Origin of the sequence: Pseudomonas sp. NFR02, from assembly GCF_900119375.1 — a bacterium.
Lineage (GTDB): Bacteria > Pseudomonadota > Gammaproteobacteria > Pseudomonadales > Pseudomonadaceae > Aquipseudomonas > Aquipseudomonas paracarnis.
Genome location: NZ_FPJJ01000006.1, coordinates 35,062 through 57,154, shown reverse-complemented (window position 1 = coordinate 57,154; position 22,093 = coordinate 35,062). Strand labels below are relative to the sequence as shown.

Sequence of the window (22,093 nt, the reverse complement as noted above, 5' to 3'; positions counted from 1 at the left end):
GCAAGCCAGCTCCCACATGGACCGCGTGCACTTGCTAGTCAGGCAGTGCCGCTTGGAAACCAACAGGAGCATCTGGCTCCTGCCGAATCATCCGCTTCATCTTCGCCTCAAACGCCCAGGTCAGGCTCACCGCCGCACACGCCAGGCCCAGTGCCAGGCCCCACCAGACGCCGGTGGGCCCCCAGCCCAGGGTGAACGCCATCAACCAGGCCGACGGTGCGCCAATCAGCCAATAGCAACCCAGCCCCACCAGGAAGGTGGTCTTGGCGTCCTTCAAACCCCGGATACAACCCATGGCGATGGTCTGCACACCGTCGAATAATTCGAACCAGGCGGCGACGGCCAGCAGGCTCACCGCCAGGACGATGACGTCATGGAACGCCGGGTCGTCATGGTCGAGGAACAGCCCGATCAGTGGGTCGGAAAACAGCCACAGCACTGCTGCGAATCCCAACATCACCATGGCCCCGAATCCTATGCCGACTCGCCCGGCCAGGCGTGCCATCAGCAACTGCCCGGCGCCGTAATGCTGGCCGATGCGCATGGTCACCGCGTAGGACATCCCCGCCGGCACCATGAAGGCCACCGAGACAATCTGCAGGGCGATCTGGTGCGCCGCCAACTGCGTGCTGCCCATGGTGCCCATGCACAACGCCGCAAAGGCAAACAACCCGACCTCTACCGCATAGGTGCCGCCAATCGGCAGGCCCAGGCGCCACAGCTCGCGCAGGTAATGGGTATTCAGGCGCAGCAGGCCGGTGCCCAGCGGGTAAGCGGCGTAGGCCCGGTTGCTGCGGATGTACCACATCAATGCCAGCGCCATGCCGTTGGCGACGATGGCAGTCACCAGGCCGATGCCCATCAGGCCCAGTTTCGGCAGGCCGAACATGCCTTCGATCAAGGCATGGTTGAGCAGGTAGTTGACCACGGTGCCGCACAGGCTGATCACCATCACCGGAGTGGCCTTGCCGATGGCGCTGGTAAAGCCGCGCAGAGCCATGAAGCTCAGGTAGCCGGGCAGGGCAAAGGGCAGGATCGTCAGAAATTGCCCGGCTGCTTGCACGTTGGTTTCGGTCTGGCCAAACATCAGCAGCACCGGCTTCAAGTTCCATAACAGCAACGCCGCCGCCAGCGCCATCAACCACGCCAGCCACAGCCCGGCCTGGGTCAGGCGGGTGGCGCCGTCGATATCGCCCGCGCCATGGCGAATGGCGACCAGGGTACCCACGGCTGCGATCACGCCGATGCAGAAGATCGCCACGAACGAATAGCTCGCCGCGCCCAGGCCGCCGCCTGCCAAGGCCTCGGGGCTCAGGCGCGCCATCATCAGGGTGTCGGTCAGCACCATCAGCATGTGCGCCAACTGTGAGGCAATCAACGGCCCCGACAGCCGCAGAATGGCCCAGAGTTCGGTACGTGCCGGATGTTGCATGATCATCACACTCGAATAATCAAGAAGGTGGGGAAGGGTTGATTCTCGGCGCATTCAGCGCATTGCACAAAAGGATAAAAGCGATCGTTGGCATGATTAAAACTCATGCTTGAGCGATTCTGGTAGGGTTTCCAGATTGCGCAGTCGGAGCTTTCAGAATGTCCCGTCGTCTTCCTCCTCTTTATGCCTTGCGGGCATTTGAAGCCGCCTCCCGGCACCACTCCTTTACCCGCGCGGCTGAGGAGTTGTCGATTACCCAAAGTGCGATCAGCCGGCATATCCGTACGCTCGAAGATTATTTCGCCTGCCGATTGTTCCAGCGCAGCGGTCGCACATTGCAGCTCACGGAAGCGGCGCGGTTGTTGCTGCCTGGCGTACGGGAAGGCTTCGCTGCCCTGGAGCGTGCTTGCCATACCTTGAATGCCGAAGATGACATCCTGCGTATGAAGGCGCCGTCCACCTTGACCATGCGCTGGCTGCTGGCGCGGTTGAGTCGCTTCCGCGCATTGCAGCCAGGCAATGAGGTACAGCTCACCAGTGCGTGGATGAGCATCGATGAAGTGGACTTTAACCAAGAGCCGTTCGACTGTGCAGTGTTGCTCAGCAACGGGCACTTTCCGGCGGACTGGGAGGCCAGTTATCTGTTTGCGGAAATGCTGATCCCGGTGGGAGCGCCGAATCTGTTGGACGACGGTCCCTGGGACGTGACGCGGCTGGCAACCGCCGAACTGCTGCACCCGACCCCAGACCGCCGCGACTGGCGTTACTGGCTGCAGCGCATGGGGTTGTCATCTCACGTTTCACTCAAGGGTGGGCAGGTGTTCGACACGCTCGAGCTGGGCATGATCGCTGCCGCCCGTGGCTATGGCGTCTCCATGGGTGACTTGCTGATGGTGGCCGAAGACGTGGCGCAGGGACGCTTGAGCCTGCCGTGGCCCACGGCGGTCGCCAGTGGGGAAAGCTACTACCTGGTGTGGCCGAAAACTCGCCCGGGCGGGGAGCGTTTGCGACGGCTGGCGGAATTTCTTCAGGGCGAAGTCAAGGCGATGGAATTGCCCCAGGTTGAACGCCTCGATTGAGTAGGGCCGGACCGGGTGTGCAATCGTTTGCGGGATACCCCTGTGATTCGCTCAAGTATTGCCAAATGCCGCCGAAGAAGGAGGTTGGAACCATCGTGCATCAACGTTTCCCACTAGATAATTTGCCGAGCAGCGCTATGAGATCAGGATGATCCTGGCCTCGGCCAGGAGCTGTCATGTCTCAACCTCGTGCCCGGATTGCCTCCCAGTTAGGCCTTGCACTCGCCGTGATTCTCGCTGTCGTCATCAGCGGCAGTACGGTCTTTGCCTTGCGTACCCTCGACTCCGCCAACCTCGCCACCCGCGAGGAACACCTGGCCAGCGAGGCGCGTCTGCTCGCCGACCAACTCAACACCTTCCACAGCACCTTGCGCGAAAGCACCCAGCGTTTGAGCGGGCTGTTTGAAAAGCGCTTCGGCGCCGGCTTGAGTGTACGTGCGGACCAGCCCGTGGCCGTGGCCGGCGTGCAGACGCCAAGCCTCTACCTGGGCAACGAGGTATTGAATAACAACTTCGAAGAGGTGGATGAGTTCAAGCAGATGTCCGGCGGCGTGGCCACGGTATTCGTGCGCAGCGGCGACGACTTTATCCGCGTCAGCACCTCCCTGACCAAGCAGGATGGCAATCGCGCCATTGGCACCGTGCTCGACCGTCAGGGCGCGGCCTACCAGCGCGTTGTGGGCGGCCAGACCTACATCGGCCGTGCCGTGTTGTTCGACCGCTCCTACATGACCCAATACAGCCCCGTGCGTGACAGCAGTGGCCAGGTCATCGCCGTGCTGTTCATCGGTTTCGATTACACCGATGCTCAGAACGCCCAGTTTGAAAACCTCAAGCGCTTCCGTATCGGTCAGACCGGCTCCCTCGCGCTGCTCGATGAGCAAAAGCACTGGCTGGTGCCGCCGGCTGGCGTGCAAGCGCCGGATCAGGCGATTGCCGTGATGCTCGACCTGGCGAAAAAGCCGGGCGCAGGCCGTTTCTGGAGCGACAAGAACGAAGATTTCTATAGCGTATCGGTGCCGTTCGAAGGCGGCCCTTGGGCGGTGGTAGCGAGCATGCCCAAGGCTGAGATTCGCGCAGTGACCTGGGAAGTCGGCATCCGCCTGGTGATCGGCAGTGTGTTGGCGATGTTGCTGGCAGTGGGCGCCACGGTGTGGCTGTTGCGCAGCAAGCTGGCGCCATTGAGCGAGCTGGTGCGCCAGGCCCAGGCGCTGGGCGCGGGCGATTTGAGTGCGCGCCTCAACGTTTCCAGCCATGACGAAATCGGCCAGTTGGCGCGCAGTTTCAACCAGATGGGTGAAGCGCTGTCGACCATGGTGTCGCATATCCGTACCGCGGCCGAACAGGTCAACAGCCGCGCACAGGCGTTGTCGGGCCTATCCGGTGGTGCCTACGAAGGCATGGAGCAGCAGTCCGGCGAGATCACCAGCATGGCCGGTGCGGTGGAAGAGTTCAGTGCTACCTCGCTGAACATTGCCGACAACATGGGCAGCACCGAGCGCCTGGCCCAAGAGAATGCCCAGCAAACCCGTATCGGCCGCACCTCGATGCAAGAAGCGTCATCGTCCCTGGAACATATCGCCACTGCGCTGAACAGCACCGCTGCAGTGATCAACACCCTGGGCCAGCGTTCCCAGGAAATCGGCGGGATCGTCGGCGTGATTACCGCCATCGCCGAACAGACCAACCTGCTGGCGCTCAACGCCGCCATCGAAGCCGCCCGCGCCGGTGAGCAAGGCCGTGGTTTTGCCGTGGTCGCCGACGAAGTGCGCAATTTGGCTTCGCGCACCCGCCAGGCCACCGATGAAATCTCCGGCATGATCCAGAGCATCCAGCAGGAAACCGGCAACGCCATCAGCACCATGGAACACGGCAATGCGCTGATGCAGGAAGGCTTGTCGCGCAACGCTGACGTGGCCTCGGCCCTGGCGCGTATCGACGAGCAAAGCCGCTCGGCCGGCCAGCAGTTCGCGGCGATCACCACCGCCACCCAGGAACAGAGCAGCACCGCGACCTTGCTCAGCAGCAACCTGCAGAGCATTGCGCTGGCCAACAGCGAGCAGCGTGAAGTGGTGTCCAACCTGGCGGTTACCGCCAAGGAGCTGGAGACCTTGGCGGCAGGCTTGCGTCATGAGGTGGATCGGTTTCGTTGAGGCACCGCCAATCAAATTGTGGGAGGCTCAACTGAGAGATGCTGGGCGGTATTGCAAGGCCTCCTTCAGATGATCACGGGTGATGGCGTCCATCTGGTCCAGGTCCGCCAGGGTGCGCGCCACCTTCAGCAGCCGATGGGCCGCCCGCAGTGACAGTGTCAGTCGCTCGCAGGCGGTCTCCAGCCAGCCCTCGTCGACCTTTGGCAGCTTGCAGTGCTGGCGCAGCCCCGGCAGGTCGAGAAAAGCATTGGCACACCCCTGGCGTTGCTGTTGACGCTCGCGTGCTTCGGCTACCCGCACCGAGGCATCGGCCGTTGTATCGCCCGCCGGTTGAGTGGGGCTCAGCGCAGTGGCCTCCCGCGCGACGGTCAGGTGCAAATCAATCCGGTCCAGCAAAGGGCCGGATAGCTTGTTGCGATAACGCTGGATCTGCTCCGGCGTACACCGGCAACGCCCGCTGGGTTCGCCCATGTAGCCGCAAGGGCAGGGATTCATCGCCGCGACCAGTTGAAAGCGAGCCGGGAAACGCACTCGGTCACGGGCGCGGGATATCACGATATGCCCCGACTCCAATGGCTCGCGCAGCACCTCCAGTACCTTGCGATCGAACTCTGGCAGCTCATCCAGGAACAGCACCCCGTGATGGGCCAGGGTGATTTCCCCCGGTTGGGGCTTCGAGCCGCCACCCACCAGCGCCGGCCCGGATGCCGAGTGGTGCGGCTGGCGAAACGGGCGGTTTGGCCAATGGCTCAGCGGTGCCAGGCTGACCACGGATTGGATCGCGGCCACTTCCAGTGCTTCCTGCTCGCTCAACGGCGGCAGCAAGCCCGGTAGCCGGCTGGCCAATAACGTCTTGCCGGTGCCCGGTGGCCCGCTGAAAAGCAGGTTATGCGCGCCCGCCGCCGCGATCAGCAATGCTCGCTTGGCCGCGAGTTGGCCCTGCACTTCACGCAGGTCTGGGTAAGGCTTGTTCACGTACAGCAAGCCGTCGGACCTGTAGGGCTCAATCGGCACGTGCCCATTCAGGTGCGCCACCACTTGCAGCAGGTGGTCCACCGCAATCACCTTCAACCCCGATGCCAGGCACGCCTCTTCGGCGTTGGCGCGCGGCACTATCACGGTGCGCCCGGCCTTGCGCGCCGCCAGCGCGGCCGGCAATACCCCCTTCACCGCGCGCACCTCGCCGGACAGCGCCAATTCCCCAAGGCACTCCACGTCATCGAGCATCAAGGCCGGCACTTGCACACTGGCCGCCAGGATGCCGAGGGCAATCGCCAGATCAAAACGCCCACGTACAGATTAGTAGACACGCATGGACATATCTCTGAAGGCCACATCTTTAAGCGGTTGCGGGGTGGCTCATCGATGTCCATAGACGTCAGTAAAAAAGTCGTGGGGAAATTGGAATTTGTCCATGGGAGCGCTGCACCTCGTTACGGAACTCGTGACAATTATGCTGATAAAGCAAGTATCCGAGCCCCCTCAAAGCACGCAGCGAAGCTGAGCATTTATGTTAAAAAACCGTTCAGTGTTTGAGCAGCTTTTAAAAACAATGCGGGCGCTTTGAGTGAGCTTTTTGAAGCCCCCTTGGAGCTGGTGACTGAAAATACGTAACGACATTTAAAGTGCGCTTGGTCATTAGGTAAGATTGGAACTGGAGACGCTAAGGTCCAGCGTGGGGGCGGGTAGTATTTGACAAATTTCTAAGGTGTGAACGGCGTTGGCCTGTGTTCAATAGCTCATTGCTTTAGCCAGTAACGGTCGACCGTGGAGCGACTGATACCTAGTTTACGAACCACCTCCGTTTTCGCCAACCCTGCGACCTGAAGAGCCTGAATTGCCGAACGATTATCGTCCGCTCTTTTCCCGCGTACCCCGCGGATTGCCCGATGATTGGCAACATTGCGAAGCAAGCCAGCTTCAATCAATCGGGCTAACTCATGTTCCTGTTGGTGACGATATGCTTTCAGGTCGATGCCAACCAGTCGTGCCTCCACAGCCATAAGCAGCAAGCTTTGAGAGATGCCGAGGCACTTGCATAAAGAATTGAACTTGAGAACAGAAATGGCCTGGCGCCCTTGCTCGACCTTGGCAAGATGATCTCGATTAAGGACATGCGCACAGCCCTCTCGACTGAGGCCGGCCGCAACTCTAACCTCCCTTATGACCTGACCCAAAGCCTCCAAATAAGCCATCTCTCTTCCGTGTACTCACAAAAGAAAGCATAAAGCCACGCTTTGACGCCTCACATCGTGGGGGTATACCATCCATTCGTGGCGTATGCCCTAGGACCCTTCGTCATTCCACGAGCATTGTTCAAATCCTTAAATACTCGCAACGCAATCAAGAAGCGTCCTGCCGACACCCGACGCTTTTCCAATGCGGGTATAGAGTGGCACCGACTGAATCGGGATGGTTTAGCAATTGATATACGTACTTGATCCAGCAGATCGGACAGTATTCACCAGGACTCATTTTGAGTTAGAAGGTATGAGCTTTCTCATCACCATTACCTCCGTCCTAACTGGGATGTGCGATCGCGCCGCAATGGTTGGCTGCGCGTATGAACTTCAGCTCTACATGAATACCGCTTCTGATGTAGAGATCAGCCGTGTGCAAGTGCTGTGTCCACCTAATCTAACGCGCTCTGGTAAATGGAGCCTGGAAGACCTGGACCAAATCATTTGCTTCCAAGGCATAGCGACTCAAGAAAGCGCTGTTGTGTATCGTACCTCCGGGGGGACCTACAAAATGGGAGAGCTGGACCTCCGCAAGAGGAAGACATCACAGGTGTGGTTCTCGAAAAAGCGTCTAGAAAACCATCGGCCGAGAGTCTCAGAGTCGATCCCCAAATCTGCCGGTCATCAGATGTACGCCCCCCTCTACCTAAGGCGCAAGTCGCCAGTAAGACCCCGATTCGCTTGACCTCTCATAGCTCATTCCGCGAGACCTTACAGATGTCGAATTTTGAACGCGCCGTCGAAGCTCTATCGAATGCTCGCGAGGCCGTCGTCTTTACGGGGGCAGGTATCTCAGTTGAAAGCGGAATTCCCACTTACAGCGATCCATTGACTGGGATCTGGGCCCGGCAGGACCCGGAGACATTGGAAACGGCAAGGGCCTTTCGCGAAAATCCTCGACTAATATGGGGATGGTACTTGTGGCGACGCTACCAAGCCTCGATAGCGAGTCCCAATGCTGCGCATCTAGCGTTGAGTCAATTAAGCGGCTCCGGGCGTAAAATCTCCGTAATCACTCAAAACGTTGACGATCTTCATGAGCGAGCCGGTTCCGTGGGCGTACTGCACCTGCACGGCAAACTATCTACGCCGAAGTGCTTTGCGTGCCATCGACCAGCAGAGATACCTCCGCCACCAGCTATTTTTCCAGCCGATGGAGCACTAATCGAACCACCTCGATGTGGCAGATGCAACGGAAAGCTTCGCCCCGGGGTGGTTTGGTATGGCGAGGACTTGCCGTTGGGTATTTGGAAATCGGCGATTGCACTAGTGAAAAACTGTGACGTGCTGATATCTGTGGGTACATCTGGAATCGTTACCCCTGCGGCTGAAATTCCCAAGCTTGCGCTGTCGTCCGGCGCAACAGTGATTCAGATCAATACGGCCGACGTCAGCACCGGCATGCAGAATGAGGTGATGCTGATCGGGAAAGCGACCGACGTCCTCCCGAAGCTTTGTGCACTAATACCTCGTAAGGTATCGAACTAGGACCTCGTCAGTCTTCAATTATAATCTTGGTCTTGGTCATCTATCGGTTGACCAAAAAAGCACAAAGAGGGATGGGCTGAAATGACTATGCCGAGTGAACGCACCCGATGTGTTATCCAAACAGAAGCATTTTTGCGAGAGTTATCAAAAAGCCTGCTCATCCCTGAGGAGTACCGTAATGAAGCGAGGCGGCTCCTGCGGCATTACCCCGAGTCGTCCTTTGTCTTATACGCGGGCAAGATGGATGACATTATTCAAGGCGCAGAACCTGGAGATCCTAGGCGGGAATTAGCCGTCAGCGGTTATCACCCTATGTTCACTGCGGACATACAGCCCTAGGCCAATTCTTTGGTCTGGTCTGCCCTTTGTAATGCAGACGCAGAATTCAATTGTCGAATCCCCATCGCTCTGACTGGGGCCGCCCGTCATAGTGCGCCCATTACCGTGCGCAATGCCGAAAGCAACCTGGCGTCAAACTCACTGGCTTTCGGCCCGTCGACTCAGAGAATCACCGAGACCGACGTTAAGTGCTTCAGACGCTGCCTTTGCCTGGGCCGGATCACCGATAATGCAAAATAGACCGATTGGTTTAGTCGCACGCGCTCCTGGTTCACTGTCTTTTGCATTAGATGCAGTGCTACCAGGTCCACCCAATGCGTTCGAGCCATGCCTTGTGGGTGACCTATAAAGTGAATCGCCCCGGGTTTCGTAGACACCTCCATGCCTTAAACTGAGGCCAATCAGGAGGTGCCATGAGCAACCCACGTTATCCCGAAGAATTCAAAATCCAAGCGGTCAATCAAGTGACCGAAAAGAAGCTTCCCGTCACTGACGTAGCGGCGCGTCTTGGCGTGTCGACGCATAGCCTCTATGCCTGGATAAAGCGCTACAGCAAACCTCAGGCAGAACGGCAGCAAGACGATGATCAGCACGCTGAACTGCGTCGTCTGCGAGCGGAACTCAAGCGGGTCACTGAAGAGCGAGACATCTTAAAAAAGGCCGCCGCGTACTTTGCCAAGGAGTGCGGCTGAAGTACGCCTTTATCAAGCAGCGCGCGGGCGACTATTCCATTCGACGGCTTTGCCTGACGCTGAAAGTCCATCCCAGTGGTTATTACGCTTGGTTGTCTGAGCCGCAATCTGCACGCGCTAAAGACGACCAGCGATTGCTGGGTTTGATCAAGCACTCGTGGCTGGAGAGCGGCGGAGTTTATGGCTATCGCAAAATCCATGACGACCTGCGCGAGGTCGGTGAAGATTGTGGTCGGCATCGTGTGGCGAGGTTGATGCGTCTTGAAGGTCTACGCTCTCAGACAGGGTATCGACGTCGCCCTGGAAAGTACGGCGGTAAGCCAGCGGTCGCCTCACCCAATTTGCTGAAGCGCCAGTTCGATGTCGGGGAACCCAACAAGGTTTGGGTCACCGACATCACCTATATTCGTACGTATGAAGGCTGGCTGTATTTGGCGGTGGTGCTGGATCTGTTTTCCCGTCAGGTCGTTGGCTGGTCAATGAAGTCGCAGATGACCAGTGATTTGGCCATTGATGAGTTATTGATGGCGGTTTGGAGGCGAAAACCGAAACAGGAGGTGATGGTTCACTCTGACCAGGGCAGCCAGTACATCAGCTCCGATTGGCGCAGCTTTTTGAAGGCAAACAATTTGGTCGCCAGCATGAGCCGCCGAGGCAATTGTCATGACAACGCCGTGGCCGAGAGCTTTTTCCAGCTTCTGAAACGGGAACGGATCAAGCGAAAAATCTACATCACGCGGGAAGATGCTCGGAGTGATGTGTTCGATTACATCGAGATGTTCTACAACGCAAAACGCCGCCATGGTTTCAACAATCAGCTGTCACCGGTAGAGTTTGAAAAACGTTACGCAATGAGTTTGCAAGGTGTCTAAAGAATCCGGGGCGATTCAATGTACATATTTTGCTATATTCAGCATCCGCAAGGAAATCTGTTTCATAGGGATCAACCGTCGTATTGCGTCAGGCGGGTATCTCACCAGATTGTAAAGCGTTTTCAGAGACAGCCTAGGATATTACTCACTTATGTCACATACGCTAAAGTTGCAGGGCGGTGCTTTCAGCGGAGAGAAGACTCGCCCTTACTTAGTAAGTCATGTGTCACGATCTATGACAAAATAATCCTGAATTCAGAAAATTCGTGTACAAAGCAAATTAAATAAGACCATTTCTTTTGGCCAGATCGGCCAGGTCTAAAATGTTGCTTACCTGAAGTTTATGCTGAAGCCTACTTCTATATGTACTGACAGTTTTTCGACTTATATGTAGGCTATTTGCTATGTCAATGTTAGATTCACCTCTGGTTAAGGCCCTTAGTACGCTTAATTCTCTAGAAGAAAGTTGGCCTATCATTTCGCGCTCAGTTGATGCGAAATCTTGCTTGCGAACAGAGTTCATGATTTCTTTCGAAAACCAAGTGTTATTGTGTTTTAGCGCCATACAGGCAGCTAACAGTTCTGTCATATCACTGTCCTTGCGAAGGTAGCCACTGGCACCTGCATGAATGCATCGAACTGCAATCTCGTTGCTCTGCACACCAGTCAGTACGAGGGAGCGATAATCTCTGGATTGCAACTTGAGTTTATTGAGTACCCCTAGCCCGTCGAGTTTGGGGAGGTCGATGTCGAGTATTATAATGTCAGGACAAAGCTCTTGAGTCATTTTGAGTGCACTTAAACCGTCACTAGCTTCTCCCACAATTTCAAAGCCGTTCTGTATCAGAAATGAACGCAGGGCGGAACGTATCACTGGGTGATCATCGACCAATAAAACTTTCATGATTTTTCCTTGTTATCTAGATTTGATATCTTCTTTCGGGCATTGAGTGTTGTGTAAAGATGCAGTTCTAATATTTGAAGCGCATCTATGATGTTAGAGACCTCTACTTTCAGAGCCGCGGTATCTTTTGTTTTCGCACTGGCTTCGAGCGTTACACAGGCCTCTACAACCTCACGCGCATGGACATATTCTGCGGCGCCTTTAATACGATGAGCGAGGCTGACCAGCCTCGGCAGATTTTGCTCTTTGAAATAATGCCGAAGTTCCTCTGCATCGACTCTGTTAGTGGTTATAATCTCCTCAAGAAAAGCATCCTCCTGGACGAAGTATTTTTCTTGAGAGTCCGCGTTAGAAGAAAGCGCTACATTCGCAGGCGGTATATTAGAGCCTGCCTTTGCATCTTCCACGACGCGGACGACGTGGTGATTTATCTCTTCGAGTGTGATCGGCTTGAATAGACAATCTGTCATACCAGCCTGCTTGCAGGCTAGGACCATTTCCGGTTGAGCATTCGCAGTAAGCCCCAGAATAGGAATGCGAGAGTCACCAAGCTCACCCTCTACTTTGCGTAGCATCCGGGTGAACGCCAGACCATCGATTTTTGGCATGTTACAGTCTGTAATAACAAGGTCGTAAGGCGTTTTAGAGTTGTGCCATAACGTGAAAGCCATCTCACCGTTCTCTGCAGTATCGACTATATGGCCTGAAAACTCTAGCTGCTTAGCGAGCAGTAAGCGGTTTGCGGAGTGATCATCAGCAATGAGAATATGTAGGGCTTTTCGCTCTTGTTCATTCTGCATCGTAGGAGCGTAAAACTCGGATGCATCGCAAAGCTGTGCTTTAAGTTGTAAACCGAATGTTGAGCCTATACCGAGCTCGCTTTCAACTTGTATGGTACTGGACATCAGTTCAGCTAAGCGTCGTGAAATACTCAGGCCGAGACCGGTACCTCTATCCGTCATGCTTTGATCACCCACTTGGATAAATGGCTCGAAAATGGCTTTCTGTTGTGCGGCGTTCATACCAGGTCCCGTATCAGTTACCTCGATGGTGTAAGACCTAAATTCGGAATCTGAAACATCTAGTTCTTCAAATAGAGCCAGCTCAATATTCCCAAACTCGGTAAATTTTATGGCATTACTAAGAAGGTTAGATGTGATCTGCTTGAGCATTAAAGAATCTATAAGGACGTGAGGATTTTGCACTTCTATAATCAATGTTGTCTCAAGGCCTTTTCGCCGCGCGCTTTGTTCAAATAAGGTAAATACGGACTCTACCAGTTCCACAATATTGGTTGCTCGAAGAGACGATGTCATTGCACCTGATTCAATCTTTGATAGGTCAAGTATATCTCCAACCAAAGCTAAAAGTGATTTCGCCGATTCATAGGCCGCGTGTAAATACACCTTCGCTTGCTCTTTGTCGTCATCGAGTTGTTGTAGTAGCTCGAGGAGGCCAATAATCGCATTCATTGGTGTCCTGATTTCATGACTCATGCTTGCTAGGAAAGTCGATTTTGATCTGTTAGCCGCGTCTGCCATCTCTCTGGCATCGATCACATCCAGAAGTAAGCGCTCTCGTTCGGTAATATCGAGCCAGCCACCGATAATCCCAATGCGTTCACCCGCAGCATTTCGAAATGGTAATGTCCAATGATAAACTCTGTAAGGTTGTCCTTGTATGAAAAGTTCAAGATTTGCAAAAATCGGGTTCCCGTCAATGAGTGTCTGCTGATAAAGAGAGTGGTAAGACTCTTTGATTTCAGATGTCATGATAGGGCTTTCACTCAATGTTTTGCCTATTACCTTCTCACGATCTGTTTTCAGGAAATCGAGATAAGCGTCATTGCACTGCATTAGACACCCATTTTTGTCACGTACATATTGGGGAACAGGAGATCCATTTACCAAGGTTCGGGCAAATTCGAGTTGATCACTTAGTGCTAGCTCCGCCATTCTTCGTTGATTGATCTGTTTGCGAAGATAGATGTTCCAAGCAATAAAAAGAAGAATAATTACAATTGCAATTCCAATTGAACTATATACGAAATTTCGATAATTACTCCAAGAGCTGGCGAGTGCCGGATTGGAGCGAGTACGCCAGCGTTCGACCATACTGGAAAGCTCTTCCGGAGGAATATCCAACATTGCTTTGTTAATAATACTCAGCAACAATGGTTCATCCTTGCGAGTAGCCATCGCGATATGAGCTGTACGAGGCCCGATATTAGAGTTTATTCGTATTCTGTCTTTAAAGAATTTATCAATGAAGTACTCGGTACTTATTTGTGTATTTACAGCTCCGTCCACGTGGCCTGAGGATAATAGTTCAAGACCGTTAGCAGCGTCATCAGTAGTAACAACTTTGATTCCAGGAAATTTCTCATTCAGCCAAGGAATGAGAGAATTTCCCTCAGCAATCGCCAAAGTTTTTCCATTTAAATCAGAGAGTGATAGGAGCGGCGCATCATCTACTTTCGATGAAATTACGAAAGGGGTTGCTAGATACGGCCTGCTAAATATTAATTTTTCCATACGACTTTCGCTTACAGTTAAAGCGCCGATCATATCCGCTTGGTGATTATTGAGCATGTCTACAGCCTGCACCACACTATCCGCCGGCACCACAGTAAACACCAGGCCTGAGCGTTTTTGGATGTGATTGAGTACATCCGAGGTTAAACCATGCAGCCTCTGCTTGTTATCAAAAAAAGTGATAGGTGCGTAAGTACCATTAACTACAACTCGCACATGCTTGTTTGCATTTAGCCAGATTCGCTCTGCATTGTTAAGCGCCAAAGGGTTTGCTTTCTCAACATATCGAGGTCCCAATCGCCACCTTGTAGCGATACGCATACGCTGTGCCAGTGGTAACGCAACTAACACTTCGTTGATACCGTCCAGCAACGCTAGGTTATCTGTGCTTACCGCAAAGCTGGCATTGAACGAAGGGTTTCGGGATAGAGAACCGACAATAGCCTTATTCAGATACGCTCGACGGATCAAATAGTCGGCAGAAGCCAGATCGCTCCACAGCACGTCAACTTGACCATATACCAATGCCGCCACCGCATTTTGTGGCGTGTTGTATTGTACTATTTGCGAATTTGGATACTGCAATTTAACTCGAGCGATAATTTGAGAGCCCGCAGCCACCCCTAGCCGTCGTCCAGCTAGGTCACCCGAGGTGTCTAAAGATTCATTTGGACGCTTTAAAATTACGCTGTGATTAAGAACGTAAGGTACGGAGTTAAGGATGTCCGGTCTTGTGTGCGCATCAACTGTATAGAGTGCAAGCATATCGACCTGACCTTGCAGCAAGGCCTGTTCAGCTTCTTCCTGGCTAGCAAAGCGATATATAGCTAGTGGGATGTGGAGGCTTTGTGAAAGTACACCTAGATAGTCAGCAGAAATTCCTTCGAATCCATCTGCCTGGTACTGGAGATCAAATGGAGGATAGGGATCTGCGCCCCATACCGCAACTCTGATGAGTCTATGATCATCAAGCCAGTCCTGGGTGGCTGGCGAAAGTTCGGCTACTACCGGTGTGACAGACGTGCGAACGATCAACTGAAGTGCGGTAGGGGCTGCGAGGACGTCAGCGTCTGGAAGCAGAGTGAGGATGAAACACAAAATTCTTAAAAAATAGATGGCCATATCTTCACTTCTATTGGTTGTCCGGTTCGCGCCAGATTGGTGTGTTGAAGATTGAGCGCGATGCCGCAGTCGATATCGGTGTTGAGAGTCAACTGATCCCGTCCCGCACAGTAGAGCTGATGGAGAGCGCTTAATCCAGCTATCTGTGCAGTGTAGTGACTGGCGTACCCAGCAAAATATCGAGCGTAAAACGCCTCTCGCGCCACCTCTCTGAGCCCTAGAGCTCCAGTTTACCTAGGTTTCCCAATTCATTGCGGCTGATAGAAGGTCAAGTGCCATCTACCAACAATCTCGGTTTGTAGTCCTCGTCCTACAAGCGCTGTGGTCGAATCTGCGCGCGAGCTGTCCAGGGGCCGACATATGAGCGGAGGAGTTAGCTTTATCTTTGTTCCACCTGCAGATCGCAGGAATATCCAGCCTCGGCTGGGCATATAAATCAGCTATTTCTTAGAAATAGTGCTGTCTACCACGCCGCCGTACAAAGGTGTGTCTTGGTTGAGTAGCCGCCCTGAGCATTTTTGTATCGGGCACTTGAATGACACTTACTTGAGTTGGAATCTGTAGATGAATACCAAAATGAAAACCGTGTTGTTGTCTATCGGCCTGTTGGCGAGCTCGATCTCCGTCGCGAATGCGGCAGATGGAACTGTTACTTTCGTTGGTTCGGTTCACTCGGGTGCTTGCTCCATTAAGCCTGAGTCCGTCGACCAAACCATTAACTTGGGGGCGATTGCGAAGCACCAACTCGAGTCTGGGGGCAAGTCCGAAGCCCGGACCGTGAGAATTGAACTGGAAGGTTGCGATCTGACCAGCCTTGCCGACAACACAGTCACCACGACCTTCACTGGCGCACCCTCGACCGATGTTCCAGGTGCTCTCGGCACTGTTGGCAGCGCGGGCGGTGTGGGTATCCATATGACACATGGCAGTGATTTGGTTGAGTTGGGTGTTCCTACTGCGCCGCAAATCATTACCGCCGGCGATAACACACTGGAATTTGGTGCTTATGTACAGGGTGCTGCCGCCAACCCAGTCGTTCCAGGTGAGTTCAGCGCTGTCACCAATTTCACTTTGGCTTATCAGTGAGTTTTCCCCCCGGCACAAAATGTGTCGGGGGAAAGCTGGCGGGAGATATATATGAAAGCATTCATACGTCTCGCTGTTGCCTCTTCAATGACCTTGCTTATCAGCCCCTGCGCATTTGCGCAGGGGTCATCGCTAGGCGATGGGCTCGTGACGCTGGCCGGACAAGTCGTTGATTCAGCCTGCGGTCTGGAGTTGGCCAGTATCGATCAAACCATCGAGATGCCTTCGGAGCCGGTTGGCCGTATTTTGCGAAACGCGAGGGGGTACGACCACCCCTTCCAGTTGCGTCTAGTCAACTGCTCGTTGAGCCGCCCGAGCCCAATGCGGCCAGATGCAAGCTTGCCTAATTGGCAGCATCTGCGGGTTACGTTTGACGGGCCTTCCGACAGAGCAGGGCGCTCCTTCGCTGTGTTTGGTGAATCACAAGGTGTTGCACTGAATATCGTTGATGCTGTCGGGCAGGAAAGTATTCCGGGGGAGCGCATGGCTCCGGTCCAGTTGGTGGAAGGTGATATGACGCTCAACTACCGGCTTTTTCTAGTTGGCAACGGTCTGCCGTTGGTGGCTGGGGCTCACAGGGCTGCAGTGCGGTTCAAGTTGGAATACTTTTGAACAGTGATGGACATGCTTTCATGTTGAATACGTCGAATATTAAAGAGTCACTTTGCCCAATTTTTTTTGGGGGGATGATGTTACTGGCAGGCGCTGCACAGGGCGCCGGGGATATCGAGTTCAATACCGACGTGCTCGATCTAAGTGATCGCACTAACATTGACCTGTCTCAATTTGCACGTAGCGGATTTATTCTGCCTGGCACGTACTCAATGGTTGTGCAAATCAATGCCCAGCCTCTTCCTGAGCAGCCGGTTGCTTTTTATTCACCCGATAATGACCCCAAAGGCAGCCAAGCGTGCGTATCGCGCAGCCTTGTTGAGCAACTGGGCTTAAAAGTTGCCGATCCCGAAAAACTTGAATGGTGGAGGGGGGGGGAGTGTCTGGACATAAAAAGCTTGCCCGGCACGGAGGTTAGTGGTGATCTGGCTACCTCTACCCTAACCATAAACCTGCCACAAGCTTACCTAGAGTATAACGCGACTAACTGGGATCCGCCCTCTCGATGGGATGAGGGGGTGCCAGGTCTACTAGTTGACTACAGCCTGACTGCGCAATCTAGCTATCAGAAAAGAAACGACAACCGCAAACACCTCAGCGGAAACGGCACCGTCGGAGCGAATGCTGGTGCATGGCGATTAAGGGCTGATTGGCAGGGGCGCGTTGAAAGCGGCCGGGAAGAGGCAGCCGGGCCTCAAAAACTAGAGTGGAGCAGGTACTATGCGTATCGCTCGCTCCCTGCGCTGAAGGCGCGCTTGGTGGTGGGTGAGAATTATCTGTACTCGGATTTGTTTGACAGTTTTCGTTACACCGGAGCCGCACTCAATTCAGATGAAAGCCAGCTGCCGCCTAACTTGCGTGGATATGCCCCGGAAGTAGTGGGAGTGGCCAAAACGAATGCAAAGGTTATTATCAGCCAACAAGGTCGCGTACTTTATGAAACTTTGGTAGCAGCTGGGCCTTTTCGCATTCAGGACCTTCAAGACGCGGTAACCGGCAAGTTGGATGTGAGGGTTGAAGAGCAAGACGGGTCGGTACATAGCTTTCAGCTTGATACGGCCGGTGTTCCCTACCTGACGCGCCCTGGGCAAGTTCGTTACAAGCTGGCCAGTGGGCGACCATCCAATCTTCAATACGGCTCAGATGGTGACTTCTTCGGTACAGGGGAGTTTTCCTGGGGCGTAAGCAATGGTTGGTCGTTGTTTGGTGGGGGTATCGCCGACAACAACTATAGGGCGCTAACCGTAGGGGCCGGGCGGGACTTGCTGGCGTTTGGTGCTGTATCCTTGGATGTAACACAGTCACACGCTAACGTATGGAATGAAACGCTCTCGGGTAAATCCTACCGTCTCCAATATTCAAAGAACTTTGAGCAATACGACAGCCAAGTTACGTTCGCTGGATACCGTTTTTCCGAGAAGAACTTCCTTAGCATGAGTGAGTACCTGGATGCGCGGCATTACGGGTTGAACGGCGAGTTAGGCGGGCGTGGCGACTATCGGGTTCTGGATGAGAGGTGGAAACCTATTGGCGGCAACAAGGCGCTTTATACGGTAACCGTCAACAAGCAGTTTCGTGACCTGGGCGCCACCGTCTATGCCAGTTATAATAAGCAAACCTATTGGGATCGGCCGGACGTTCAGCGTTGGAATCTAACGATGTCGCGCTACTTTAATGTAGGCACTGTCAAGAATATGAGCCTTTCACTTAATATGTACCGTACGCAGGAATATTCACATAAGGATAATGGGATGTCGCTGACGGTCAGTCTGCCTTTGGGCAGTACTGGCACTCTCTCTCTGGATGCCAGTCGGGCCGGTGAGAAAAACAGCTTTGCATCTCGCTACAGCGACCGTCTGAATGAGCGTAACAGCTACCAGCTCGGTTTGAGCGATACATCTGCCAGTGGTTATCTGAATCATACGGGTGACCAAGCCGACATCGATGTTAGCGTCAGCAAGCAGCAGGGCGGTTACAGCAGTCTCAGTGTATCCGCACGCGGCGGTGCCACGCTCACGCCCTATGGGGCGGCACTCCATAGAACTACTAGTACCGGTGGTACGCGCCTGATGATAGATACTGCGGGTGTGGCTGATGTACCGGTGCGCGGATATGGGACGCCGACACGCAGTAATTTCTTCGGAAAGGCTGTCATTTCTGATATCAGCAGCTACCAGCGAACGGCGGCTAGTGTTGATCTGGACAACCTTCCGAGCAATGTCGAAGCCACCCAGTCGGTCACGCAATTAACGCTCACCGAAGGCGCCATTGGTTATCGCTCGCTTGACGTAATTGCAGGTGAAAAAGCCATGGCCATTATTCAACTGCAGGATGGCAGTTTGCCGCCCTTCGGAGCGACGGTTAAGAACCATAAGCAACAGGAAACCGGTATTGTAAATGACGGCGGCAATGTCTACCTGAGCGGTATTCGTGTCGGCGAAAAGATGACTGTCAGTTGGGGTGGGAGTGAGCGATGCGTTTTCACGTTGCCTTCCAAGTTGCCCGCTGGTGGTTTGATCGACACATTGCAATTGCGCTGCCATGCAGTAGCAGCTAGTTAGACGTTGCGCTAATCAGCGGTGCTGAAAGGCAAGCCTACATATACGGAGAGTACAACCTCATGATATTTAACATACGTCTCACATCCCACGCCCTCGCGCTCTTGGCGCTTGGATTGAGCCAGAGCGGAAATGCTGCTGTTGGCCTAGATCGTACCCGAATTATTTTCGATGGCGGAAAAGATGCCACCAGCGTGAACATCACAAACAATAATACTCAGCTACCCTATTTGGCTCAGGGTTGGATTGAGGATGAGTCGGGTAAAAAAATTACTAGCCCTTTGATCGTACTTCCTCCGGTTCAACGATTGGAGCCTGGCAAACAAAGCCAAATGAAAGTCCAGGCGATGCCTGCGGCCAAGACGTTACCGCAGGACAGAGAGACGGTCTATTACTTTAATTTGAGGGAAATTCCGCCGCGCAGCGATAAGTCCAATACCCTGCAAATTGCGCTGCAAACCCGTATCAAGTTGTTCTATCGACCGAAAGCGATTGCTCCAAGCCAACAGGATTTGTCGACCCCCTGGCAGGAGAGGCTAACGCTGACTCGTGAAGGGGATCATTACCGGGTTAATAATCCTACGCCCTACTATATAACGTTGGTGGATGCGCGAAGCAGCAAGGACGGGAAGACGGTATCGGGATTTGTGCCCCTGATGGTTCCCCCCAAGGGTGCAATGACTCTCGGTTCAACTGTCAAGGAACTGGGTACAACCCCTTACCTGGCGTATGTGAATGATTACGGCGGCCGCCCGCTGTTGGCCCTTACCTGCAATGGCGACACTTGCAATGTCTACGCGAAGGCCTCGCCGGCGAGTCAGTAGTGCTGCTGGAGAACATTATGAAGTCGCAAAAAATGAGGGTTTTGGGCGGATTGTTACTAGTTTTGGCGGAGGGAGTACATGCTCAGGATGAGGAGTATATCGAAGGCATGAGCGGGACGCTCAATATCCACGGCGCGTTGCATGAGTCTGCCTGCAGCCTGGAGATGGCCTCACTGCATCAAACGATTGATTTGGAGGCCGTTTCGACCAGTCAATTGCAACGGCCCGGTGACCAGGCGAATCCCAAGGCCTTTCAACTGCGATTTACCGATTGTCATCGCACCGCGGGCCGTATGCGCAATGAGCGCACGGGTAACCTGACTTGGAGTGCTTATCAACCGGTTTTGTCGGTAGCATTTGCTGCGCCCGCCGACGCTGATGATCCTCGCCTGGTTAAAGTGCAAGGCATCACCGGGATGGGCCTGCATTTGAGCGACTCCGTCGGCCGCGACGTGCAGTTGGGCTCAAGAGGTCAGCCCTTGTTTTTGCCCGTTGGCCAAAACACACAGATTTGGAACGTTCGGCCCACACGCACCTCTGCCCCCCTGACCAGTGGCGCGTTCAGAGCCGTGGTGGAATTTAGGCTCAATTATGAGTAAAGGCAGAACAATGGCTAAGTTAAACGGCCCATTGGCCATATGTATCGGGAGCAGCCTGCTGTGGGCCATAAGCCTGGGTGTGCAGGCCGCGACCAACCTTTCGATTCGCGCGGTCATCATTGCGCCTCCGCCGTGTGTCATTAACAGCGGCAATACGCTTGATGTGCCTTTTGGCAATGACTTGCTGACATCGCGGATTGACGGGGTTAACTACCGTAGAGATGTTCCTTACACCGTCACATGTGATACCCCTTACAGCAATGCGTTGACCCTGGAACTAAAAGGTACGGGGGCTGCGTTTGACAGCCGCGTGCTATCGACTCGCAAGACGGACCTAGGGGTGAAGCTTTTCGTTAATGGCGCAGATTGGCCGCTGAATACGGCGGTGAATTTTTCGTACCCCAACTTTCCTGAAGTTCAGGCGGTTCCTGTGAAGCGCGTGGGCAGCAAGCTGACGGGTGGTGCATTTGATGCGACCGCCACCCTTGTAGTCGACTATCAATGAAAAGGAATGAGCAATGACATTTTTGCAGCAGCGAACGTTGCTCTTCTTGTGCACTATCGGCCTCTGCAGTGGTGCATCGGCAAATTTGACATTTAGTGGCACGCTAAATGAGCCGCCCCCTTGCACGATTGATGCTGGAGACACGATTGAAGTCGATTTTGGCGATGTAGGGGTAAAACGTGTCGACGGTGAGAAATACCGCAGAGGGGTCGGTTACATCATCAGTTGTGGCACCGACACTCTCCCGTGGTTGCTGAAGCTGAGTGTTAACGGCACATCCACTGGATTTGACGGCGCAGCGTTACAAACCAGTGCGCCGGACTTGGGCATTCGGATTTTTCAGAACAACCTGCCGTTTCTACTCAATACACCTATGGACATAACTCTGTCGTCACCGCCGATATTGGAAGTTGTGCCCGTCAAACGGCCAGGTGCAATTCTGGCTCCAGCAAGATTTACGGCGGTCGCAACGCTGCTGGCCGAGTACGAGTAGGAGTTGAAACCATGCACCATCAAAGTATCTCTAAGGATTGGTACTATCGCGTGTTCGCACTGGTACTAATCCTGGGATTTATCGCCGAGGGAAAAGCGGCGGATAACTTGAGCTTCAAGGGTAACCTGGTTGAACAGGCCTGCACTATCCGGCCAGGTGACGAGGCAATCGTGCTGGAACTCTGGGACGTAACCAGCAAGCACCTCTATATCAACACGCGCACACAGGGCAAGGGTTTCAAACTGCACTTGGAGGACTGTGACACCACGATCGGCAAGACCGTGACCATTACGCTCAGCGGCCGGGAAAACCTGGCTCTGCCCGGACTGTTCGCACTGGACGGTGGCAGTACTGCTTCGGGGGTTGGGATCGGCATTGAGACCCCAGGCAACAAGCAATTGCCTGTGAATGCGGTAAGCGATGAGCACGTGCTGAGCATTGGCAACAATGTTATTGAACTTAAAGCCTATCTGCAGGGTGAGCCAGATGCGTTACAGGATCAAACCATTGGCCACGGCCTATACACGGTGACCTCCACTTTTACGCTGGACTACCCGTAAA

Annotated in this window: 17 protein-coding genes and 2 pseudogenes; 14 read left to right on the top strand and 5 right to left on the bottom strand. The window is 54.0% G+C overall.

The features are described from left to right. Positions 1-34 precede the first annotated feature (34 nt). Positions 35-1,438, bottom strand: coding sequence for a NorM family multidrug efflux MATE transporter (locus BT199_RS18360; RefSeq protein ID WP_019819813.1), 1,404 nt, complete (start codon positions 1,436-1,438; stop codon positions 35-37). Positions 1,439-1,590: 152 nt separating this feature from the next. On the opposite strand from BT199_RS18360, the gene BT199_RS18355 reads away from it, so the two are divergent. Together BT199_RS18355 and BT199_RS18350 are read left to right on the top strand one after the other, a co-directional pair. Then, the gene (locus BT199_RS18355) at positions 1,591-2,511 is read left to right on the top strand and encodes a LysR substrate-binding domain-containing protein (protein WP_014720465.1); all 921 of its coding nucleotides are present in this window, start codon (positions 1,591-1,593) and stop codon (positions 2,509-2,511) included. A 176-nt stretch (positions 2,512-2,687) separates the two neighbouring features. After that, positions 2,688-4,664: a methyl-accepting chemotaxis protein gene (locus BT199_RS18350; protein WP_072435237.1), complete on the top strand. Its 1,977-nt coding sequence runs from the start codon at positions 2,688-2,690 to the stop codon at positions 4,662-4,664. Positions 4,665-4,691: 27 nt separating this feature from the next. On the opposite strand, the pseudogene BT199_RS18345 reads toward BT199_RS18350, so the two are convergent. Further along, positions 4,692-5,954, bottom strand: a pseudogene (locus tag BT199_RS18345) (YifB family Mg chelatase-like AAA ATPase); the annotation flags it as partial. 449 nt (positions 5,955-6,403) lie between these two features. Further along, entirely contained in the window at positions 6,404-6,859 is a 456-nt protein-coding gene (locus BT199_RS18340) for a helix-turn-helix domain-containing protein (protein ID WP_072435236.1), read from the bottom strand. Between the two features lie 295 nt (positions 6,860-7,154). Here BT199_RS18340 and BT199_RS27750 point away from each other — a divergent pair, with 295 nt between their 5' ends. From BT199_RS27750 to BT199_RS18315, 4 genes are all read left to right on the top strand, one after another. Beyond that, positions 7,155-7,589, top strand: coding sequence for a hypothetical protein (locus tag BT199_RS27750; protein WP_072435235.1), 435 nt, complete (start codon positions 7,155-7,157; stop codon positions 7,587-7,589). A gap of 32 nt (positions 7,590-7,621) precedes the next feature. Beyond that, positions 7,622-8,392 carry an SIR2 family NAD-dependent protein deacylase gene (locus tag BT199_RS18330; RefSeq protein WP_072435234.1) on the top strand — a complete coding sequence of 257 codons (771 nt, stop codon included), beginning with the start codon at positions 7,622-7,624 and terminating at the stop codon, positions 8,390-8,392. 81 nt (positions 8,393-8,473) lie between these two features. After that, the gene (locus BT199_RS27620) at positions 8,474-8,731 is read left to right on the top strand and encodes a BPSL0761 family protein (protein ID WP_072435233.1); all 258 of its coding nucleotides are present in this window, start codon (positions 8,474-8,476) and stop codon (positions 8,729-8,731) included. Between the two features lie 413 nt (positions 8,732-9,144). After that, positions 9,145-10,295, top strand: a protein-coding gene (locus BT199_RS18315; RefSeq protein ID WP_139271619.1) for an IS3 family transposase whose coding sequence is annotated in 2 segments (ribosomal slippage) — positions 9,145-9,379 and positions 9,379-10,295 — 1,152 coding nt in all. Because the reading frame shifts where the segments join, the coding sequence is not laid out codon by codon here. 280 nt (positions 10,296-10,575) lie between these two features. On the opposite strand, the gene BT199_RS18310 is transcribed toward BT199_RS18315, so the two are convergent. Both BT199_RS18310 and BT199_RS18305 read right to left on the bottom strand, forming a co-directional pair. Beyond that, positions 10,576-11,199 carry a response regulator transcription factor gene (locus BT199_RS18310; RefSeq protein WP_083535083.1) on the bottom strand — a complete coding sequence of 208 codons (624 nt, stop codon included), beginning with the start codon at positions 11,197-11,199 and terminating at the stop codon, positions 10,576-10,578. Further along, entirely contained in the window at positions 11,196-14,855 is a 3,660-nt protein-coding gene (locus BT199_RS18305; RefSeq protein WP_072435230.1) for a transporter substrate-binding domain-containing protein, read from the bottom strand. Before BT199_RS18305 ends, BT199_RS18310 begins: the two co-directional genes overlap by 4 nt. Positions 14,856-15,419: 564 nt before the next feature. Here BT199_RS18305 and BT199_RS18300 point away from each other — a divergent pair. From BT199_RS18300 to BT199_RS18265, 8 genes and pseudogenes are all read left to right on the top strand, one after another. Continuing rightward, positions 15,420-15,941: a fimbrial protein gene (locus BT199_RS18300; RefSeq protein WP_072435229.1), complete on the top strand. Its 522-nt coding sequence runs from the start codon at positions 15,420-15,422 to the stop codon at positions 15,939-15,941. Positions 15,942-15,992: 51 nt separating this feature from the next. After that, positions 15,993-16,553, top strand: coding sequence for a fimbrial protein (locus BT199_RS18295; RefSeq protein WP_072435228.1), 561 nt, complete (start codon positions 15,993-15,995; stop codon positions 16,551-16,553). A 20-nt stretch (positions 16,554-16,573) separates the two neighbouring features. Then, positions 16,574-19,111, top strand: a pseudogene (locus BT199_RS18290) (outer membrane usher protein); the annotation flags it as partial. Between the two features lie 62 nt (positions 19,112-19,173). Next, entirely contained in the window at positions 19,174-19,935 is a 762-nt protein-coding gene (locus BT199_RS18285; protein WP_072435227.1) for a fimbria/pilus periplasmic chaperone, read from the top strand. 17 nt (positions 19,936-19,952) lie between these two features. Then, complete coding sequence (locus tag BT199_RS18280) at positions 19,953-20,534, top strand: fimbrial protein (protein ID WP_072435226.1); 582 nt, start codon at positions 19,953-19,955, stop codon at positions 20,532-20,534. A 10-nt stretch (positions 20,535-20,544) separates the two neighbouring features. Further along, entirely contained in the window at positions 20,545-21,039 is a 495-nt protein-coding gene (locus BT199_RS18275; protein ID WP_072435225.1) for a fimbrial protein, read from the top strand. A gap of 13 nt (positions 21,040-21,052) precedes the next feature. Continuing rightward, positions 21,053-21,532, top strand: coding sequence for a fimbrial protein (locus BT199_RS18270; protein WP_072435224.1), 480 nt, complete (start codon positions 21,053-21,055; stop codon positions 21,530-21,532). 11 nt (positions 21,533-21,543) lie between these two features. Continuing rightward, a complete protein-coding gene (locus BT199_RS18265) occupies positions 21,544-22,092 on the top strand; it encodes a fimbrial protein (protein ID WP_072435223.1) in 549 nt (182 codons plus the stop codon). Position 22,093: the final 1 nt, after the last annotated feature.

What these genes read in the sequence shown, in the direction of transcription:
- BT199_RS18360 (WP_019819813.1), bottom strand. Translation starts at nt 1,438, where the DNA reads ATGATCATGCAACATCCGGCACGTACCGAACTCTGGGCCATTCTGCGG.
- BT199_RS18355 (WP_014720465.1), top strand. Translation starts at nt 1,591, where the DNA reads ATGTCCCGTCGTCTTCCTCCTCTTTATGCCTTGCGGGCATTTGAAGCC.
- BT199_RS18350 (WP_072435237.1), top strand. Translation starts at nt 2,688, where the DNA reads ATGTCTCAACCTCGTGCCCGGATTGCCTCCCAGTTAGGCCTTGCACTC.
- BT199_RS18340 (WP_072435236.1), bottom strand. Translation starts at nt 6,859, where the DNA reads ATGGCTTATTTGGAGGCTTTGGGTCAGGTCATAAGGGAGGTTAGAGTT.
- BT199_RS27750 (WP_072435235.1), top strand. Translation starts at nt 7,155, where the DNA reads ATGAGCTTTCTCATCACCATTACCTCCGTCCTAACTGGGATGTGCGAT.
- BT199_RS18330 (WP_072435234.1), top strand. Translation starts at nt 7,622, where the DNA reads ATGTCGAATTTTGAACGCGCCGTCGAAGCTCTATCGAATGCTCGCGAG.
- BT199_RS27620 (WP_072435233.1), top strand. Translation starts at nt 8,474, where the DNA reads ATGACTATGCCGAGTGAACGCACCCGATGTGTTATCCAAACAGAAGCA.
- BT199_RS18310 (WP_083535083.1), bottom strand. Translation starts at nt 11,199, where the DNA reads ATGAAAGTTTTATTGGTCGATGATCACCCAGTGATACGTTCCGCCCTG.
- BT199_RS18305 (WP_072435230.1), bottom strand. Translation starts at nt 14,855, where the DNA reads ATGGCCATCTATTTTTTAAGAATTTTGTGTTTCATCCTCACTCTGCTT.
- BT199_RS18300 (WP_072435229.1), top strand. Translation starts at nt 15,420, where the DNA reads ATGAATACCAAAATGAAAACCGTGTTGTTGTCTATCGGCCTGTTGGCG.
- BT199_RS18295 (WP_072435228.1), top strand. Translation starts at nt 15,993, where the DNA reads ATGAAAGCATTCATACGTCTCGCTGTTGCCTCTTCAATGACCTTGCTT.
- BT199_RS18285 (WP_072435227.1), top strand. Translation starts at nt 19,174, where the DNA reads ATGATATTTAACATACGTCTCACATCCCACGCCCTCGCGCTCTTGGCG.
- BT199_RS18280 (WP_072435226.1), top strand. Translation starts at nt 19,953, where the DNA reads ATGAAGTCGCAAAAAATGAGGGTTTTGGGCGGATTGTTACTAGTTTTG.
- BT199_RS18275 (WP_072435225.1), top strand. Translation starts at nt 20,545, where the DNA reads ATGGCTAAGTTAAACGGCCCATTGGCCATATGTATCGGGAGCAGCCTG.
- BT199_RS18270 (WP_072435224.1), top strand. Translation starts at nt 21,053, where the DNA reads ATGACATTTTTGCAGCAGCGAACGTTGCTCTTCTTGTGCACTATCGGC.
- BT199_RS18265 (WP_072435223.1), top strand. Translation starts at nt 21,544, where the DNA reads ATGCACCATCAAAGTATCTCTAAGGATTGGTACTATCGCGTGTTCGCA.